This is a genomic window from Roseovarius bejariae (genome assembly GCF_009669325.1).
Taxonomy (GTDB): domain Bacteria; phylum Pseudomonadota; class Alphaproteobacteria; order Rhodobacterales; family Rhodobacteraceae; genus Roseovarius; species Roseovarius bejariae.
The window spans coordinates 2383571-2401171 of the sequence record NZ_SZWE01000001.1; the positions used below are offsets into that span (position 1 = coordinate 2383571).

Here is a 17601-nt window from a genome sequence, read left to right on the forward strand (position 1 = left end):
ACAGGTGAAACAGGGGGTACGCCGCGAGCATTCAAATACCGTGGCAGGGACCGAGATGACGAAGAAATCAGATAAACCGTCGAAACAGCAGGTCTTTACCCTGCTGGTACAGGTGGGCCGCAAGGACGGTGACGGCCTGCCGGACAAGGCCACCGGAGCGGCCCTCATGGTATATGCCAGTGGCGTGGACGAGTCCGAGGCTGTCCGCGAAACCGTGGCGATCCTCAAGCAGGCGGATATGGCGCCGCTGGATGTCTCTGGTTACGGTACCTTGGCGGAGCGCGAGGCCGAAGGCCATGACATCAACGACGAGGAACGCGCCCTGATGCAGCGCGCGCTTGAGGAAAACGCGGTGATCGTGGCGCAGGTGACGCCGTTTTACGACTAGGGGTCAGGCCGCGCGATTCATGGCCAGAGTGACTGCCTCGAAGGGTTTGAGAACCGGCCAGACCGGCTTGGCATGTTCGGGCAGGCGTGATCTGTCGAACCCGGCCAAGACACTACGAGCCAGTGGTTCGGGCTTGCGCCGCAGGCGGCCGATGTAAAGGCTTTCCAAGGGGCATCCCGCGGCCATGACAACCTCGTGCCCCGGCAACAGGAGGTGATGGTAAGTCACCAGGTCAGGGCCTTCCCCTTTTAGCGCCGACACCCCGTTTACCAAGTGCCGCGCGGGAACCAGTACCGCCTCGCGTCCGAACAGGTATTCTACCTCGCTGCCCCCGATAACCAGCCGCTGTTGCGGGGCGACAAGAATATCCCGGCGCAAGCCGAAATAGGGGGCCCGAAGGTGCACAGGCCTCAAGTTGCCTTTTGCAGGAACGACGCGTTTGACCACTTGGAGGATGGGTACCACCTTGCCGTCGTGGGTGACCACAAGGTCGCCACGTTTGAGCTTGCATACCGGTACCTCGCCCTGCGGTGTGGCGATGGGGACCTCGCTTGTCAATCCGGGCATCGGACCCACGGACTCGACCCTGTCAGACAGGGCAAAAAACTGCACGTCTCCGTCTACAGTGCGGCGCCTTGCGTCGGTGGTGATGGTCTGTGCATCTGCCATTAGCAGGGGGTGGGGGGCATGTGGCCTGGCGAAGGTGGGTGCGTCGCCTTCGGGGCGCTCTACGCATAGCTGCGCCCACCGTGCGGGCGCATCCCAGGAATAGGTCAGCCGCAGGATGTCCATCCTGCCGTCAGATTCGAGGGGGAGGGTGACATGCCGCATATCATCGCCTTGTGCCTCGACAAGGATGATCCCGCCGCCCGGCAAAGCCTGAAGCGAGAAACTTCCGGGCCAGGGATGCGATCGGTTGAAGGCCAAAAGGGTTTGCGGACGCCCTTCAGGAGAAAGCCGCGTTTCAAGCAACAGTGTACCACGCGGCATAAGGGTATCTTCGGCAATCTCAGAGGCGCCTTGCCGGGAGCAGGCAAGCCCCTGTGCCGCAAAGCATCCGCCAAAGCGATCGGATATGCCGATCCAAGCCAAGTCAGGCCGCCATGGCACGTTTGCGCAAAAGAAGCCGTGCCTCATAGGGTTTCAGGCAGGGTCGGGCCGCTGGGCCATAACCGGCGCCGGTTGTCGGGTCGATCTCGGGGAAGAGTGTGCAAATTTCCTCGACGATGTCCGCCTCGAAACTCTTGGTGATCTGTGGCCCGGGCAGGAAGCTTTCGGTTTCCAGCCCCTCGGAATAGACGACCTGATGCCGATCAAAGAGAATATGAACATAGGTCACCGTTCCTCCCTCGATGCGCCGTACACTTTGATCGTTGACCAGATCACGCGCCGCCACCAGAACCTCGCGCTCGCCAAACAGAATTTCCGACAGGCTGTCGCGAATCAAAACCCGGTGCAGCGGTGACAGAAACAGCGTTTTGTGCCGACCAAAGGTATTGGCCGCGATCCGGATGGGGGCGAATTGCCCGATTGCGGGAACCTCGCGACTCCCGGCCCAGCGGAGAGGTTGTGCGCCATTGTCCTGCGTAATCACCAGATCACCGGCTTGCAATTCTTCAACCGGAACATCCCCTTGGGGTGTCTTGATAAGCGTGCCCGCCACGAAGCATGGCACCTGATCGACATTGACAAAGCCAATGTCGGTTTGGCCGGTGCTGCTTGTCACCTCATAGGTGAATGCGAAATCTTCCTCGTCGCTATCGGCGATGATGTCGACTGTACCATCGGCATTCAGCTGAATTTGTTGCCCGGAATTCAGGGTGACGACATCACCCGCACTGACAGACTGACCGTTGATCTGGGTGATCGTCAGGGTCCCGCCGGTATCGTTCACGTCATTGGACAGCAGATCGAGGGTGCCGCTTCCATCCGGGTCTATCCGGATATTATCATCCATGGCTACGAGCGCTGTTTGAACACTGTCCGCGGCAATCAGAAGCGTGGAATCATAGTTGCTGTCGGTGACATCCGCGATACCGATCCGGATCGAGTTGACCTCATCTGCATTGACCGGAATGGTCAAGGTCAGCGTTGCGGTGAACCCGTCCATTTCAGTGTTGTACTGGCTGCCGGTGTTGTCGATGAACAGGTTTTCGGCGGAGCCAGCGTTCAGGTTGTTGGGGTCGATGTCGCCATCGCCCACCGACATCTCGACCTGTGTGCCATTGACCCAGACGCCCACGAAATCCTGAAAGGCCCCGTTCGCATACTCGGGGTATTCCTCCGAGGCAAAAACGAATTGCATCGTCATAACGTCGCCGGTCGGGATGAAATCCACATCCAGATACGAAGCGTCATAGGTATTGGCGCCCGCTGCCGAGTTGAAACCCGGGTCGTTGTTGGGGCCGCTGGAATTTGACGTAGTGTTGCTGGACTGGTTGGCGTCCTGGTTCCACCACCAATTGCTGCTGTTGGTGAAGCTGCGCAAATCCCCGGTCGAGAACATGACACCTGTGTCGCTGGGCGTCACACCCGGCGATATACTGTCACCATTGCTGTAGATCCCCGAAGAATCATTATCCCCGGTGTAGGAGGCGCTGACAATCGTCGTGCCCTCACCGAAAATCGTCTCGGCCATCTCGACCGCGGACGCATTGCTATCAATCGGGATTTCCGTCCCTGCAACCATAATCTGCCCCACCTCATATCCAAGGTCAGCGCAGCCTGACAAAGCCCTGCAGCATGAGGGATGATCCCCTGCTGCTTTGTATTGTTGGTTGGACTGCTCGGTCCATCGGGCGTTGTGCCCGGCTTTGTCTTGCCCTGCCTCGGGTGTTTATTGATTGGAACTTTACCAAAATTTTTAAGACAAGTTAAGAAAAATCAGCACCTTGCAGCTACGTATGCGACGCCGCAGGTTTGCGCCCTGGATCATTCCGCGCTAGGCCATGGCCGATACGTCCAAGGAAAGAAGCACCATGTCGAATATCCCCGTCGATCCCATAGCCCTGACTGCCGATCTTGTCCGTTGTCCTTCCATCACGCCCGAAGAAGGCGGTGCACTGGTTTTGTTGGAGGGTATGCTGACGAAGGCGGGGTTTGCCTGCACTCGCGTCGATCGTGGCGGTGTCAGCAATCTTTTCGCGCGGTGGGGGGCAAAGGACGCGGTGCGCACCTTCGGGTTCAACGGTCATACCGATGTTGTTCCCTTGGGCGATGAGGCCGCATGGACGATGCCACCCTTCGGTGCCGAACAGAAAGACGGCTATCTTTGGGGACGGGGGGCCACCGACATGAAATCGGGCGTCGCGGCCTATGTCGCTGCCGCCATTGATTTCGTGACCGAGACACCGCCGAAGGATGGCGCACTGATCCTCACCATTACCGGCGATGAAGAGGGCGACGCGGTGGACGGCACCGCCGCTTTGCTCGACTGGATGGAGGCCAATGGCGAGGCGATGGACCATTGCCTTGTTGGCGAGCCCACCTGCCCGGATGAGTTGGGCCAGATGATCAAGATCGGGCGGCGTGGCTCTCTGACTGCATGGATCACCGTCACGGGCGAACAGGGCCATTCCGCCTATCCGCACCGTGCCAACAACCCGCTGCCCGCCATGGCACGGCTGATCGACAGGCTGTCCAGCCACGAGTTGGACCAGGGGACCGAGCATTTCGATGCCTCCACGCTGGCCACGGTAACAATCGACACCGGCAACCCGGCCAGCAACGTCATTCCCGCGCAAAGCCGCGCGACGGTGAATATCCGTTTCAACGATGCCCATTCCGGGGCAAGCCTGACCGAATGGCTGCAATCCGAACTGAACCGTGTGGAGAAAGAGTTCGGCGTTGAGGCCGCGATGGATGTCAGGATTTCCGGCGAGAGTTTCCTTACCCCACCCGGGGAGCTCTCGGAACTGGTAAGCCAAGCCGTGAAGGCCGAGACCAACATGACGCCCGACCTATCCACCACTGGTGGCACCTCGGACGCGCGTTTCGTCAAAAATCACTGCCCGGTGGTGGAATTCGGTCTTGTCGGCCAAACCATGCACCAAGTCGATGAACGGGTGGAGGTGGCCCTGATCCCGCGCCTCAAAACCATCTATTCGCGCATCCTGCGGGACTATTTCGCATGATGCTCGAGGTTGGGCTGACTCAGGATGTCGACACCTGTCTTGCCCTGCGCAGGGCGGTGTTTATTGACGAACAAGGCGTCTCTGAAGCCGAGGAAATGGACGGTCGGGATGCTGAGGCTCTGCACCTTCTGGCCACCCTCGGAGACCTCCCCGTCGGCTGCGCACGGATCCTGCTGAAAGGCGACACCGGCAAGATAGGGCGCGTCTGCGTGTTGTGCGCGGCGCGCGGCAAGGGCATCGGCGCGGCGCTGGTGCAGGCTTGCGCGGATCACCTTGCCACACTGCCGGGTATCACCCGCGCCGAACTTGGCGCACAAACCCACGCCATCGGGTTTTATGAGGCACTTGGGTTTGTCGCCTATGGCCCCGAATACGACGACGCAGGCATCCCGCATCGCGATATGGAGCGCGCCTTGTGAGCCGCCCCCGGCTTGTGGTCATGGTGAAAGAGCCCCGCCCCGGGCGCGTGAAAACCCGATTGGGGCGTGAGATCGGTATGGTTCCGGCTGCGTGGTGGTTCCGTCACCAAACCAAGCGTCTGCTGTGGCGTCTTGACGATCCGCGCTGGGATTTGACGCTGGCCGTCTCGCCCGACAATGAGGGCCTGCAAAGCCGCATCTGGCCTGTGCATTTGCCGCGCGTGGCACAAGGCCGGGGTGATTTGGGCGACCGCATGGGGCGGCTGTTGCGTGGGTTGCCGCGTGGCCCGGTTTGCATTGTCGGCGGAGATATTCCGGGTATCACACCCACCCATATCGTCCGTGCGTTTGCCGCATTGGGCAATCATGACGCGGTTTTCGGCCCCGCACCCGATGGCGGCTATTGGTTGATGGGTATGAAACGCGTGGCGCCCCCGCCCGCAAAGCTGTTCAAGGGTGTGCGCTGGTCCAGCGAGCATGCTCTTTCTGACACGATGGCAAGCTTGCCGGGCTTGCGGATTGCCTTGGTGGATACACTCAACGACGTGGACGAGGCAGCGGATTTGCGAAGGCTTTGACGGGCGCGGCCCTGCACGCATATGAGGCTACGAGAAGACAGGTTGCCACTTACAACAGTTTCGGCACACCCCCCGGCAGGGTCTCACGCTCCACGACACCCGCCCGCAGGCTGCGCCCGATCCGATGCGCCAGAGCCGACCACGCCGCGGCCTTCCTTGGCTCCAACTCGCGTTGCAGGGTTGCGTCGAACAGGTCCAGCCACGTCGAGAACATCCCCGGTTTGACGTTCCCGGCCTTGATATGCGCGGCCATGGGGCTGCCGTCATAGCTGCGCTCGTGCAAAATGGAGTTGGCCCAGAAATCGGCCACCTTGGCCTCATGCGCGGGCCAGTCTGTGACATGCACCGCGAAAACCGGCCCAAGCCCCGGATGTTCGCGGATCGTGGCATAGAACGCCGCCACGACCCGCTCAATTTCGGGGCGGGTGATGTCGAACCGGGGGGGGAGGGCGTTATTCATAATCGTCACATGCGTCAGCGTGCGTATGCTTTCAAGCCCCGCAACATGCAGGACGATGGAAAAGAGCACCCAATGGCCACACTTATCCTTCGTGCACGACTTTGATGTGCTTTTCGCCGCGTGCCTCGGCCAGGGCAATTTGCTTTTGGCGTTCGCGGAAGCGATCTTTGGCCTCGTCGTCGGTTTCGTCAAAGCATTGGTGGCAGGAAACGCCGTGTTCGTACTCGGGGCGGTTCATGTCCTCGGGCAGGATCGGGCGGCGGCAGGCAAAGCAAAGTTCGTGCGGCCCTTCCTTGAGGCCGTGCCCCACTGAGACACGCCCGTCAAAGACAAAACACTCGCCTTGCCATGTGCTATCGTCCTGCGGCACCTCTTCGAGATATTTCAGGATTCCGCCCTTGAGGTGATATACCTCCTCCACCCCTTGGCCCAGCAGGTAGTTGGTGGATTTTTCGCAGCGAATGCCGCCGGTGCAGAACATGGCGATGCGCTTGTTGTGGAAGCGGTCCTTGTTTTCTTCCCACCATGCGGGAAAGTCGCGGAAGCTGTCGGTTTTGGGGTCGATGGCGCCCTCGAAGGTGCCGATGGCGACCTCGTAATCGTTGCGGGTGTCGATCACCGCCACGTCGGGCGATCGGATCAGCTCGTTCCATTCGTCGGGATCGACGTAGTGGCCGACGCGCGCCTTTGGGTCGACATCGGGTTGGCCCATGGTGACGATCTCGCGCTTGAGGCGCACCTTGAGGCGGCGGAAGGGTTGATCGGCGCTGCTGCTTTCCTTCCACTCCAGATCGGCACAGCCGGGCAGGGCGCGGATATGGACCAGCACCGCGTCGATGCCAGCACGGGGGCCTGCGATGGTGCCGTTGATCCCTTCGTGGGCCAGAAGGAGCGAGCCCGAGATGCCCTGTGCCAGACACAGGTCATAAAGCGGGCCGCGAATGGCGGCTGGATCGTCAAAGCGGGTGAAGTGGTAGAGGGCGGCGATGGTATACATGGGGCGGGGGAATACGCCTCGTTTCGCGCGCAGGCAAGAGGACAAAGTGGCGCCATTGACGGGGGTGGCGGTGCGCCTTACCCCTTATGGCATTGAAACAGGAGACCGCCATGACCCATGCCCTGATCGTGATCGATGTGCAGAACGATTTTTGCCCCGGCGGGGCCTTGGCGGTCACGGGCGGTGATGAGATCGTGCCGGGGATCAATGCCCTGATGGCCGAGTTTCAGGCGGTGATCCTGACGCAGGATTGGCACCCGGAGGGGCATTCCTCGTTCGCTTCACAGCACGATGGCAAAGCGCCATTCGAGACCACGGAAATGCCCTATGGTACCCAAGTGCTGTGGCCGGATCATTGTGTGCAGGGCAGCGCGGGGGCGGCGTTTCATGCGGGTCTCGACACTACCCGCGCCGATGCGATTATTCGCAAAGGCTATAACCCGGCGATCGATAGCTATTCGGCGTTTTTCGAGAACGATCATGAAACCCCCACGGGCCTGCACGGGATGTTGCAGGAGCGGGGGATTTCACGGCTGACCATGGTGGGGCTGGCCACGGATTTCTGCGTGAATTTCTCGGCCGTGGATGCGGCGAAGCTGGGCTATGACGTAACCGTCAATCAGGCGCTGTGCCGGGCGATTGACCTGGACGGTTCGCTCGCGGCTTCGCTGGACGGGATGGCGCAGGCCGGCGTCACTCTGGCCTGATCGATGGGCGATCTACCGAAAGACATCTCGCAGTGCCGGATATGCGCCGAGCGCTTTGCCGAAACGCAAACCGCCCATGCACCGCGCCCGGTGGTCTGGTTCAAGCCCGGTGCGCGACTGTTGATCGCCGGTCAGGCACCGGGGATGCGGGTGCATAAATCCGGCAAACCGTTTGACGACCCGTCGGGCGATCGCCTGCGCGAGTGGCTGGGCCTGAGCGAGGCGGAGTTCTATGACACAAGCCGCGTGGCTATCGTGCCGATGGCCTTCTGCTTTCCGGGCTATGACGCCAAGGGCAGCGATTTGCCACCACCCAAGATTTGCGGGCAGACGTGGCATGACCGGGTGATGGAGAGCCTTGAGAGTGTCGAACTGTCGGTGATCGTCGGCGGATATTCCCAGAAATACCATATGGGTGTGAAAACGGGCGTGACCGAAACCGTTCGCGATTGGCGCGCCCATGCGCCGCGGCGTTTTCCCTTGCCGCATCCGTCATGGCGCAATACCGCATGGCTGAAGAAAAACCCGTGGTTCGAGGCAGAGCTTTTGCCGGTTCTGAGGGCCCGGGTGCGCGAGGTGATGGATGACTGACGATACCCTGCTGGATCAGGCCCATGCAGCGATGGAGGCCGCACCCGAGAATGAGGCCGCGCGCCTGCGGTTCTACGAAGTCTTGGCGGCCAGCGAGTTGTTCTTGCTATTGGCTGCGGAACCCGAGGGGGAAAATGTAACGCCCGAGCTTTTCGAAGTGGGGGATACGGGTTTCGTCCTGGTATTCGACCGTGAGGATCGGCTGGCGCAGTTCGTGGGGCGTAGCGCACCCTATGCAGCGCTGTCAGGCAGGGTTGTTGCTGGCATGCTGGCGGGGCAGGGTTTGGGCATGGGCGTGAACCTCGAGGTGGCGCCGTCGTCGATTCTCCTGCCGGCCGAGGCGATGGCGTGGCTGGTGGATACCGTGGGCGAGGCCCCGGCGGAGGTAGAGGCGCGGGCGCAGGAGTTTGCCCCGCCGCGTGGCCTGCCCGAGGGGCTGCTGACCGCGCTGGATGCGAGGCTGGCTGCGGCGGCGGGGCTGGCCGATATGGCCTATCTGGTGGAGACCACATACGATAGCGGGGCCAAGGGCCATTTGCTGGGTGTGATAGATGCGATGCCCGGCGCGGAAGGGTCATTGGCGCGGGCGGTGTCCGAAGTGCTGCGGTTTTCCGGGCTGGAGGCGGCGGCGCTGGACGTGGGGTTTTTCCGCGCCTCAGACCCTGTGGCGGCGCGGTTGGCGCGTGTTGGCCTGCGGTTTGACCTGCCACAGCCCGAGGCCCCGGCGCAGATGCCGGGATCGGCCCCGGGGCGCGATCCGGACAGCCCGCCGCGTTTGAAATAATTGCTTAGCTATAGGTCGGGTGGAATTTCCCACCGGGCGACAGGGTGAAAATCTCGTACCCGTCGGCGGTAACCCCGATGGAATGCTCGAATTGAGCCGAGAGGGATTTGTCTCGAGTCACGGCTGTCCAGTCATCCGCGAGGATCTTGGTTTCGGGGCGGCCGAGGTTCACCATCGGTTCGATCGTGAAAAACATCCCCTCTTCCAGAACCGGGCCGGTGCCCGCGCGGCCATAGTGCAGCACGTTGGGCGGAGCGTGGAACACGGTGCCGAGTCCATGGCCGCAGAAATCGCGCACCACGCTCATCCGGTGGCCTTCGACGAAGCTCTGGATGGCATGGCCGATGTCGCCGAAGGTATTGCCAGGCTTCACCGCCTCGATCCCTTTCATCAGGCTGTCATGGGTGATCTGGATCAACCGCTCGGCCTTGCGCGAAAGCTTGCCTGCCACGTACATGCGGCTGGTGTCGCCGAACCAGCCATCGACGATCACGGTGACGTCGATGTTGAGGATATCGCCATCCTTCAGCTTCTTGTCGCCGGGGATGCCGTGGCAGACCACGTGATTGACGCTGATGCAACTGGCGTGCTGGTATCCCTTGTAGCCGATGGTGGCCGACTTGGCCCCGGCTTGGTTTACCTGATCCTCGATAAAAGCGTCGATCGCGCTGGTTGTCTGGCCGGGATAGACCTGTTGGGCCACGTCATCGAGAATTTGCGCCGCCAAGGCCCCGGCCTTGTGCATGCCTGCGAAATCCGCGGCCTCGTGGATGCGGATGCCGTCGCGGGTGACACGTCCCTTGTGGTCGCTCATGGCCTTTTTGAACCTCGGTAGTCTGATCATTTGAGGACTATCTAATGTGTTTCAGGGCAAGAGACCAGAGGGGGCGGTATGACCAAAAGGCGCGGCTTGCGCCGCAAGATGTCTTGAGCGGAATGAGGGGCTTTGCCCCTCAAACTCCCCAGGATATTTTCGAAAAGAAGAAGGGAGTTATTCGGTGTTGAGAAGGACGGCTTCGACCCGGCGGTTGGCTTCGCGGCCTTCCGGCGTGAGATTGCTGGCAATGGGCGCGAGATAGCCCATGCCCTCGGCGGCGATTTGCGCGCGAGGGACACCATGGGCCGATACCAGACGTTCAAGGACAGCAGCCGCCCGGCGTTTGGAAAGTGCGATGTTCCGGTCGAGGGCACCGACCGTATCGGTGTGGCCGACGAGAGTGACGCGGCGTGCGGGATCGGCGTGAAGGAAGGCGGCAAGCGCCTGTAGCGAGGCAAAGGGGCCGGGCCCGAGTTCGGAGGAGCCGGTGGCGAAGTCCAGATCTGCCAAGCTGACATGGCCATGGGTCACGAGGGATTGAACCAATGGTGTGTCGGTGCGCTCGCCGGGCAAGGGTGTGCTCGGGTTGACAGAAAGCGCTGCGCCGCCGTTGGGTTGAACATGCAAAAGCTGGACATAGCCGGTAGCGCCTGAGCGACTGACCATCAGGCTGAGGTAGTCGGGTTCGGCCCCGTCATCAGCTTTACGGGCCGAGAGAAAGCGGTAATCGAAAAGATCGACGAACATATCCGGTGCGGGCAGGACAGGGGTGTTGAAACGGAAATCGAAACCGCCGCATTCCGCCCCGCTGCAATCGAGAAGGATGTCGTAACCTTGGTTCTTTAGGTTCTCGCGAAGGGGGGCGATGATTTGCAGGGTGGTCATGCCCTGTGCCTCAAGCCGCCAAGCCTGTTGGGTGACGCGGCCTTCGACCTCGAGCGTTGGCAGATGACCCTCGGTATAGGGGCCGATGGGCAGGCGATAGGTGCCCGCCTTGTCAAGCTTCTCACGGGTCATCTTGGCCGCGCCGGGCAGGTCGAGATCAAGCGCCTGAAGCCCTGTGGCCCAGAGCAGGCCAAGGGCGGCAAACGTTATACGGGCGATGATGCGCAAGGGTTAGCGGGCCTGTGCGTGGTATTCGGCGTTGGGCTGCATGCCGGTGGCGCTGGCAACGCGGTTGGTCATGTTGAAGAAGCCCACGACATTGGCGATGTCCCAGATGTCACGGTCGGAAAACCCTGCATCGCGCAGCGCCTGGCGATCCTCTTCTGTCGTTTCGGCGCTGGATTTGGTGATCTTTTCCGCGAAAGCAAGCATCGTCGTCTGGCGTGCATCAAGATCGGCCATACGCCAGTTCATTACCATGGCCTCGCCGAGTTCCGGTTTGCCCGAGAGTTCACGCACCGCAGCGCCATGGGCCACCTGACAGTACCAGCAGCGGTTGATCGAACTGACCACCACGGCGATCATCTCGCGTTCCAGTTTGCTGAGCCCGCTGTCGGCCAGCATCAGGTCGTTGTACATCGCGGTAAAGGCGTTGAGCTTGTCGATGTCGAAGGCATAGGCCTTGAGGACATTGGGCACCATGCCGAGCTTGTCCTGGCAGACGTCGAAATATTTCTGCGTCGCTTCTGGCAGTGGGTCGACCATGGGCAGGTCTAGCGCGGTGGGTTGGTCGGATGTGCTCATGCGTCTGGGCCTTCTTGTTTGATGCGATAGTGGTACTGTCCCACACAGGCCATCCCAAGGGAAGTGTAGAGGGCGTTGGCGCCTGTGTTCTCTTGGGTGCAAAGTGTGGCGAGGTATTCGGCCCCGTGCTGTGCGGCCCAAAGGGCGGCCTGCTTGGTCGCGTTACGCCCCTGTCCGGTCAGGCGGTCTTCGGCGCGGACCTCAAGCGCATGGAGCATGGCGATGCCGTCGTGGATCGCGGTGAAGGCCACGCCAGCGGGGTGCTGGCCGTTGCGGGTGAGGATCGCGGTTTTCGGACCTTGGGCGCGCTGCATGACCGCAATACGGGCCGGGCCGATGCCGCCTTCGGCCCAGATATCCGTTTGAATTTCAAGCGGTTCCCAGATGGCATAGGCTGTGGCGCGGGCCGGGGGATCCTGGGTGAGGGGGGCAACCGGGCCGACGTAGAGGTTCACCGGGTCGATGATACTGTAGCCTTGGTCGGCCAACATGGCATCGAGTGCTTCGTCGCCTTGGCGGATCATGAAGAGCGGGGTTTGGCCCAGTTCGCGCATGGCAACTTCGGCCTGCTCCAGATCACTTGTCGAGACAGCGCCTTCGGCGGTGGCCGCCGAAACCCTTTTGCCGCCACCCGCACCGTCGCGGATCGTCCATGGGCCGAGGCGCCAAGCGCGGGCGGGGGGCCAGGTGGCCTCGGTCACGGCATAGAGTGTCCGGGTGTCGGGGGTCATTCGGGGAAGGCCTTGCACAGTTCGGACATGGCGGCATCGACGCGGGCCCCGTCGCTGCCGCGGATCACCACCTGCGCGCCGAAAACTCCATTGCGTTGAAAGGGATAGGAGCCGAACGAGAGGTCACTGTACCGTTCGGAGAGGTCCCGCACTGGCCCGGCGATATCACCTTCGCCGCGCATGATTGCCAAGCTTTGCGACAGGATCGGCGCGCCGCCGGTGAGGGTGGGCAGGATAGAGGCGAGCATGGTCTCGAAAATCTTCGGCACACCGGCCATGACATGCACGTTTTCAAGGGTGAAGCCGGGTGCGGCGCTGATCGGATTGTCGATCAGGGTGGCGCCCTCGGGGATGCGGGCCATGCGCAGGCGGGCTTTGTTTAACTCGATCCCTTGGCGGTCGTAATGCGCCTGAAGGATAGCGCGGGCATCGTCGCGCACGTCGATATTCTTGCCAAAGGCGCGGGCGACATTATCGGCCGTGATGTCGTCGTGGGTAGGGCCGATGCCGCCGGAGGTGAAGAGGTGATCGTAGGCGGAACTGAGGGTTTTGACCGCCTCGGTGATTGCGTCGGCATCATCCGAGACAACACGTACCTCCTTGAGATCAATGCCAAAATTCGTCAGTTCCTTGGCCAGATAGTGCATGTTGGCATCCCGGGTGCGACCCGAGAGGATCTCATCCCCGATGACCAGCATGGCGGCGGTTGGGTTGGGCATTGCGGCCTCCTTGAATGGCGCATGACATGGGTATAGGCCTGCTGCCATGCGCTTTCAAACCCCTCTTGTGCCCGCCACGCTGATCCGCCGCTATAAACGCTTTCTGGCCGACATCCGGTTGGAGGATGGGCGCGAGGTGACGGCGCATTGTGCCAACCCCGGTTCCATGATGGGGCTGGCCGAGCCGGGGATGCGGATTTGGGTAGAGCCCAATGACGACCCCAAGAAGAAACTCAAGTTCGGTTGGCGGCTGGTGGAGCATGGCAACGGGCATTTCACCGGCGTCGATACATCGCTTCCCAACCGCGCGTTAAGGGCGGCATTCGAGGCGCGGGACGTGGCGGAATTCGCCGCGTATGGCGGGGTTCGGGCCGAGGTGAAGTATGGCCAGAACAGCAGAATTGACTTTTTACTTCAAGACCTTGGCCTGCCCGATGCCTATGTCGAGGTGAAGTCGGTGACGCTGTCGCGCGAGGCGGGCGTGGCGGAGTTTCCCGATAGCGTCACGACCCGCGGGGCCAAGCATCTGGCGGAACTGGCGGAGATGGCGAAGGCGGGGCACCGGGCCGTGATGTTCTACCTTATACAGCGGACGGATGCGCGTACCTTCCGGCTGGCCGGGGATATCGACCCGGCCTATGCACGCGCCTTTGCCGAGGCCCGCGCGGCCGGGGTGGAGGCGCTGGCTTATGACACCAAGATCACGCCCGAGGGGGTGGTTTTGGGGCAGCGGGTGGAGATGCCGAAGAGCCTGCCCGCGAATCGGCTCTAAGCCTTTGGTTAACAAGAAAAACCCCTGTCTGCGCCGCGTCGGCCAAACGTCGGTATTGCGTCGGTATTTTTTACCGCGTCCCCCGGATTTAACAGGGCGTACGGTGAGAAACGTACGAAACGTACGCGCGTTTCGTACGTTCTGCTGGCGGGTGCGCGATGCGCGGCATCGGCCCGGCTACAGCATTGAGCGCCCGAAGCAGGAGTTTGATTTTAGTCAACTCGCACATCGGGGCAGTTTGCTATGCTGGGTTGTATGTAAGAGGAGGGCTATCATGGAAGAACTGGTCAGACTCGGGCGCGACTTCGTTCAGGCGATGCGGGAAGGGCGTGGCATTGCGCATGTCGACGACATCTATGACGAAAACGCGCAATCGGTCGAGGCGGTCATCCCGCCCGGGCGCGATGTGCGCATTGCCAAGGGACGGGCGGCGATCAAGGCAAAACGTGAATCCTGGGCTGCGACGCATGACATTCACAAGCTTGAGGCGGATGGGCCCTATGTTCACCCGCCGCACCAGTTTGGCGTGCGTTACGAGGCCGAAGTGACGCAGAAAGAGTCGGGAAAGCAGATGACCCTGCGCGAGATCGCGATCTATTCGGTCCAAGACGGAAAGATCGTGCGCGAAGAGTTCTTCATGTATCCCCGGTAGTTCAGGAGATCGGAATGGCCGCCAAGCGGAAGCAGACGGCGTGACGTCAGGCGTTGCGTTCTGGGATCACCTGTTGCGCAATCCCAGCAAAGAGCAAGTAGAGGCTGGTCACGACAAGGCCCCAGTGCGCCCAGCTTTCGGGGTGGAAATCGACCCATGCGGCCCAGCCTGCAAAGAAGGTCCAGGCGAAGGTTATCGGCAGCGACAGTGCGCGCCATCGCTTGGTGCGGACCGGGTGGATGAACTTGAGCGGCAGGAACATGGCCACCGACAGCGCCGTGACGAGCACGAGGATCAGCCAGAAATTCGGCTCGACCGCGAAGAGGACAATCACCGCCATTTGCCAGCAACCGGGAAAGCCGGAAAAGGAATTGTCCTTTGTTTTCATATAGGTGTCAGCGAAATAAAGCGCGCTGGCATAGGTGATGATGATAATCGCCACCCAGCCCGTCCAGCCCGGTAGTATCCCCGATTTGAAGAGCGCGAAGGCGGGGATGAAGACATAGGTCAGGTAGTCGATGATCAGGTCGAGCAACACCCCGTCGAAGCGCGGTGCGTTTTCCCACACGAGGTAGCGGCGGGCCAACGGGCCGTCGATGCCGTCCACGGCGAAGGCCACCACCAGCCAGAGAAACATCAGGTCCCATTTCTCGTCCACGGCGGCGAGCATGGCCAGCATGGCGAAGACCGCGCCGGTGGCGGTGAGGAAATGCACGAAGAGTGCCTGTACTTGCCGTTTCATTCAGTGGCTCCGCGCCTTTGGGTGAATCTCGCCCTCATGCCTTGGGATGGGCCTTGTTGTAAACCTCCATCAGGCGGGAGGTGTCGACCGCGGTGTAGGCCTGTGTCGTGCTGAGCGAAGCATGGCCCAGCAATTCCTGTATCGCGCGCAGGTCGCCGCCCGCGTTCAGCAGGTGGGTGGCGAAGCTGTGGCGCATGGCGTGGGGTGTGGCGCTGGAGGGCAAGCCCAGTTGGTTGCGCACGTTTTCCAGCGTTTTCTGCACGATCCGCGGGTTGAGCGCGCCGCCACGGACGCCGCGAAAGAGGGGCGCGCCCTGTTCGGTGGGGAAGGGGCAGAGGCGGGTGTAGCGTTCAACGGCGTCGCGGGCGGGGGCGATGACGGGGACAACGCGTTCCTTGCCGCCCTTGCCGGTGATCCTGAGCGCCTCGCCCATGGGCAGGACATTGCAGGTGAGGCCCAGTGCCTCGGATATCCGCAACCCGCAGCCGTAAAGCAGGGTCACGACCGCCTGATCGCGGGCGGCGACCCAGGGGGTGAGGGATTGACTTTCGGTGGTGTCCAGCACGTCCTGCGCGGCGTCGGGGGCCAGCGGGCGGGGCAACTTGCGTTGATACTTTGGGGAGCGGGCGGAAAGAACGGCGGTGGGATCGAACCCTTCGCGTTCGGACAGCCAGCGGTAGAAGCTTTTGACCGCCGAGAGTTTGCGCGCGAGGCTGCGGGGGCCGACATCCTGCCCGCGTGTATAGGCCATCCAGCTGCGCATGTCGGAGGTGGTGATTTGCGTCAGCGGGCCGATGCCTTGGGCTGCGCCCTTGTGTTCGGTCATGAAGGTGAGAAAGCCCGCGAGATCGCGGGCGTAGGCATCAAGCGTATTCTCGGACGCCCCCTTGAGGGCTTTTTGCGCCTCCAGCCAGCCGTGCAGGGCGTCGCGGGCGGCGGGCGAAATCATGACAGCCAGCGGCGCATCGCCCGTTCAAAGACCCCCGCGAAAAAGGCCAGAAGATCAGTGCCTTGTTGCGGGCTGAACTGGTGCGGGTCCTCGGCGCCCATGGCGAGCATGCCGGGCAGGCGCCCTTCTCCGAAGTCCAGCAGAAGGCAAGCCTCGGAACGGACGAAGCCGGCATCCTGGCCGTAAATCCGCGCGTCGCCTTCGTGGATCTGGCGCAGGGTGACTTGCCGGGGGTTACTGTTGCGGCCCCCGGTCAGGTAGGATTGGATGAACCCCGGTTCGGCCACCGACAGGACATCGCCCAGGCGTTTGATGGCCGGGTCGTTGTCGTCCTGCACGGTTTCCAGCACCAGTTTGACGCTGTCCACGCGCAGGATACTGGCCACATCAGCGCCCAAATCCTTGATGAAGGATTCGAATTCCACCGGGTCGAGCATTCGCAGGATGGCGCGGTGCACCTGGTTCGTCCCGGCAAGGTTTTCATAGGCCGCCGCGATGACCGAGCGGTGGGTGTCTTCGAGGCGGTCGAGCCGCGCCTCGAGCCGCTCCATGGCGATGCCCCGCAGGTCAACGATGTTGCCGCCCATTGCGCGTTCGTTCGCGGCGATGAGGGCGCGCATGAGGTCTTGATCTTCAAGGATCACGTCGGGCTGCGCGATAATGCGTTCGCGCAGGGTATCGTCGATCTGGGGGGTGCTGCTCATCTGTCCCTCGTCTTGTTTTGCGGGGTTTATAGCACGGGGTTACAGAATTTTCTGCCCCGTTTTTTCCCAATCGGCGAGGAACGTCTCAAGCCCCTTGTCGGTCAGCGGGTGCTTGGCCATCTGCTTGATCACCGCCGGCGGGGCGGTCATCACGTCCGAGCCGATCTGTGCTGCCTGGAAGGCGTGATTCACGGTGCGGATCGAGGCGGCGAGGATCTGGGTTTCGAACCCGTAGTTGTCATAGATCTGCCGGATGTCTGCGATCAGTTCCATACCGTCGAGGTTGATATCGTCGAGGCGCCCGATGAAGGGCGAGATGAAGGTGGCCCCGGCCTTGGCGGCCAGAAGCGCCTGATTGGCCGAGAAGCACAGCGTGACGTTGACCATGTTGCCCTCGCCCGAGAGCACCTTGCAGGCCTTGAGGCCATCCCATGTCAGCGGCACCTTGATGGCGATGTTTTCGGCGATCTTGGCCAGTTTGCGGCCCTCGGCGATCATGGCGTCGGATTCGGTCGCCACGACCTCGGCGCTGACGGGGCCATCGACCATATCGGCGATTTCCTTGGTCACTTCGAGGATGTCGCGGCCGGACTTGAGGATCAGCGAGGGGTTGGTGGTGACCCCGTCGACCATGCCCAGTTCATTCAGCTCGGCAATGGCGTCGACGTCGGCGGTATCAACGAAAAATTTCATGGGTGCAGGTCCCTTTGCGCGGGTTGGGGTTTTTCATCCCCGCATTTACCCCATAGAGTGACCTGCCGAAACCCCT

Annotated in this window: 22 protein-coding genes; 9 read left to right on the plus strand and 13 right to left on the minus strand. The window is 61.7% G+C overall.

From position 1 onward, the window contains the following. The first annotated feature begins 55 nt into the window (after positions 1-55). Complete coding sequence (locus FDP25_RS11425) at positions 56-388, plus strand: hypothetical protein (protein ID WP_154151814.1); 333 nt, start codon at positions 56-58, stop codon at positions 386-388. 3 nt (positions 389-391) lie between these two features. Here the strand turns inward: FDP25_RS11425 and FDP25_RS11430 are convergent, their stop codons facing one another. Together FDP25_RS11430 and FDP25_RS11435 are read right to left on the minus strand one after the other, a co-directional pair. Beyond that, complete coding sequence (locus tag FDP25_RS11430; RefSeq protein WP_246175822.1) at positions 392-1378, minus strand: Hint domain-containing protein; 987 nt, start codon at positions 1376-1378, stop codon at positions 392-394. A gap of 103 nt (positions 1379-1481) precedes the next feature. Beyond that, positions 1482-3077 (minus strand): Hint domain-containing protein, encoded by a 1596-nt coding sequence (locus tag FDP25_RS11435; protein ID WP_154151818.1) that lies wholly within the window; start codon positions 3075-3077, stop codon positions 1482-1484. 298 nt (positions 3078-3375) lie between these two features. Between FDP25_RS11435 and dapE the strand changes: the two genes are divergently transcribed. Genes dapE through FDP25_RS11450 form a run of 3 tightly spaced genes read left to right on the plus strand, consistent with a single transcriptional unit; the run spans position 3376 to position 5518 of the window. Beyond that, positions 3376-4521, plus strand: a complete 1146-nt coding sequence (gene dapE / locus FDP25_RS11440) for a succinyl-diaminopimelate desuccinylase (protein WP_343032071.1) — start codon at positions 3376-3378, stop codon at positions 4519-4521. Beyond that, entirely contained in the window at positions 4518-4940 is a 423-nt protein-coding gene (locus FDP25_RS11445) for a GNAT family N-acetyltransferase (RefSeq protein WP_154151822.1), read from the plus strand. The genes dapE and FDP25_RS11445 overlap by 4 nt, the downstream gene beginning before the upstream one ends. 20 nt (positions 4941-4960) lie before the next feature. Continuing rightward, positions 4961-5518, plus strand: a complete 558-nt coding sequence (locus FDP25_RS11450) for a TIGR04282 family arsenosugar biosynthesis glycosyltransferase (RefSeq protein ID WP_154153417.1) — start codon at positions 4961-4963, stop codon at positions 5516-5518. 49 nt (positions 5519-5567) lie between these two features. Here the strand turns inward: FDP25_RS11450 and FDP25_RS11455 are convergent, their stop codons facing one another. Next, complete coding sequence (locus tag FDP25_RS11455) at positions 5568-5978, minus strand: group III truncated hemoglobin (protein ID WP_154151824.1); 411 nt, start codon at positions 5976-5978, stop codon at positions 5568-5570. Between the two features lie 82 nt (positions 5979-6060). Continuing rightward, positions 6061-6975, minus strand: a complete 915-nt coding sequence (trhO, locus tag FDP25_RS11460) for an oxygen-dependent tRNA uridine(34) hydroxylase TrhO (RefSeq protein ID WP_154151826.1) — start codon at positions 6973-6975, stop codon at positions 6061-6063. A gap of 110 nt (positions 6976-7085) precedes the next feature. Here trhO and pncA point away from each other — a divergent pair, with 110 nt between their 5' ends. Genes pncA through FDP25_RS11475 form a run of 3 tightly spaced genes read left to right on the plus strand, consistent with a single transcriptional unit; the run spans position 7086 to position 9057 of the window. Next, the gene (gene pncA / locus FDP25_RS11465; RefSeq protein ID WP_154151828.1) at positions 7086-7682 is read left to right on the plus strand and encodes a bifunctional nicotinamidase/pyrazinamidase; all 597 of its coding nucleotides are present in this window, start codon (positions 7086-7088) and stop codon (positions 7680-7682) included. Between the two features lie 3 nt (positions 7683-7685). Further along, the gene (locus FDP25_RS11470) at positions 7686-8273 is read left to right on the plus strand and encodes a uracil-DNA glycosylase family protein (protein ID WP_154151830.1); all 588 of its coding nucleotides are present in this window, start codon (positions 7686-7688) and stop codon (positions 8271-8273) included. Further along, positions 8266-9057 (plus strand): SseB family protein, encoded by a 792-nt coding sequence (locus FDP25_RS11475; RefSeq protein ID WP_154151831.1) that lies wholly within the window; start codon positions 8266-8268, stop codon positions 9055-9057. Before FDP25_RS11470 ends, FDP25_RS11475 begins: the two co-directional genes overlap by 8 nt. A gap of 4 nt (positions 9058-9061) precedes the next feature. On the opposite strand, the gene map is transcribed toward FDP25_RS11475, so the two are convergent. From map to FDP25_RS11500, 5 genes are all read right to left on the minus strand, one after another. After that, complete coding sequence (gene map, locus FDP25_RS11480) at positions 9062-9871, minus strand: type I methionyl aminopeptidase (protein WP_154151833.1); 810 nt, start codon at positions 9869-9871, stop codon at positions 9062-9064. 177 nt (positions 9872-10048) lie between these two features. After that, positions 10049-10987, minus strand: coding sequence for an OmpA family protein (locus FDP25_RS11485; protein ID WP_246175823.1), 939 nt, complete (start codon positions 10985-10987; stop codon positions 10049-10051). 3 nt (positions 10988-10990) lie between these two features. Continuing rightward, positions 10991-11563 carry a peroxidase-related enzyme gene (locus FDP25_RS11490; protein WP_154151835.1) on the minus strand — a complete coding sequence of 191 codons (573 nt, stop codon included), beginning with the start codon at positions 11561-11563 and terminating at the stop codon, positions 10991-10993. Continuing rightward, entirely contained in the window at positions 11560-12294 is a 735-nt protein-coding gene (locus FDP25_RS11495; RefSeq protein ID WP_154151837.1) for a GNAT family N-acetyltransferase, read from the minus strand. The genes FDP25_RS11490 and FDP25_RS11495 overlap by 4 nt, the downstream gene beginning before the upstream one ends. Continuing rightward, positions 12291-13013: a competence/damage-inducible protein A gene (locus FDP25_RS11500; protein WP_154151839.1), complete on the minus strand. Its 723-nt coding sequence runs from the start codon at positions 13011-13013 to the stop codon at positions 12291-12293. Before FDP25_RS11500 ends, FDP25_RS11495 begins: the two co-directional genes overlap by 4 nt. A gap of 46 nt (positions 13014-13059) precedes the next feature. Between FDP25_RS11500 and sfsA the strand changes: the two genes are divergently transcribed. Both sfsA and FDP25_RS11510 read left to right on the plus strand, forming a co-directional pair. Then, entirely contained in the window at positions 13060-13785 is a 726-nt protein-coding gene (gene sfsA / locus FDP25_RS11505) for a DNA/RNA nuclease SfsA (RefSeq protein WP_154151841.1), read from the plus strand. Positions 13786-14059: 274 nt separating this feature from the next. Then, positions 14060-14437 carry a nuclear transport factor 2 family protein gene (locus FDP25_RS11510; protein ID WP_154151843.1) on the plus strand — a complete coding sequence of 126 codons (378 nt, stop codon included), beginning with the start codon at positions 14060-14062 and terminating at the stop codon, positions 14435-14437. Between the two features lie 46 nt (positions 14438-14483). Here FDP25_RS11510 and FDP25_RS11515 read toward each other — a convergent pair whose 3' ends face one another. Genes FDP25_RS11515 through fsa form a run of 4 tightly spaced genes read right to left on the minus strand, consistent with a single transcriptional unit; the run spans position 14484 to position 17525 of the window. Then, positions 14484-15179: a CDP-alcohol phosphatidyltransferase family protein gene (locus FDP25_RS11515; protein WP_154151845.1), complete on the minus strand. Its 696-nt coding sequence runs from the start codon at positions 15177-15179 to the stop codon at positions 14484-14486. Between the two features lie 34 nt (positions 15180-15213). Further along, entirely contained in the window at positions 15214-16128 is a 915-nt protein-coding gene (locus FDP25_RS11520; RefSeq protein WP_154151847.1) for a tyrosine recombinase XerC, read from the minus strand. Then, complete coding sequence (locus tag FDP25_RS11525; protein WP_154151849.1) at positions 16125-16832, minus strand: DUF484 family protein; 708 nt, start codon at positions 16830-16832, stop codon at positions 16125-16127. Before FDP25_RS11525 ends, FDP25_RS11520 begins: the two co-directional genes overlap by 4 nt. Before the next feature lie 39 nt (positions 16833-16871). Continuing rightward, the gene (gene fsa / locus FDP25_RS11530; protein WP_154151851.1) at positions 16872-17525 is read right to left on the minus strand and encodes a fructose-6-phosphate aldolase; all 654 of its coding nucleotides are present in this window, start codon (positions 17523-17525) and stop codon (positions 16872-16874) included. Positions 17526-17601: the final 76 nt, after the last annotated feature.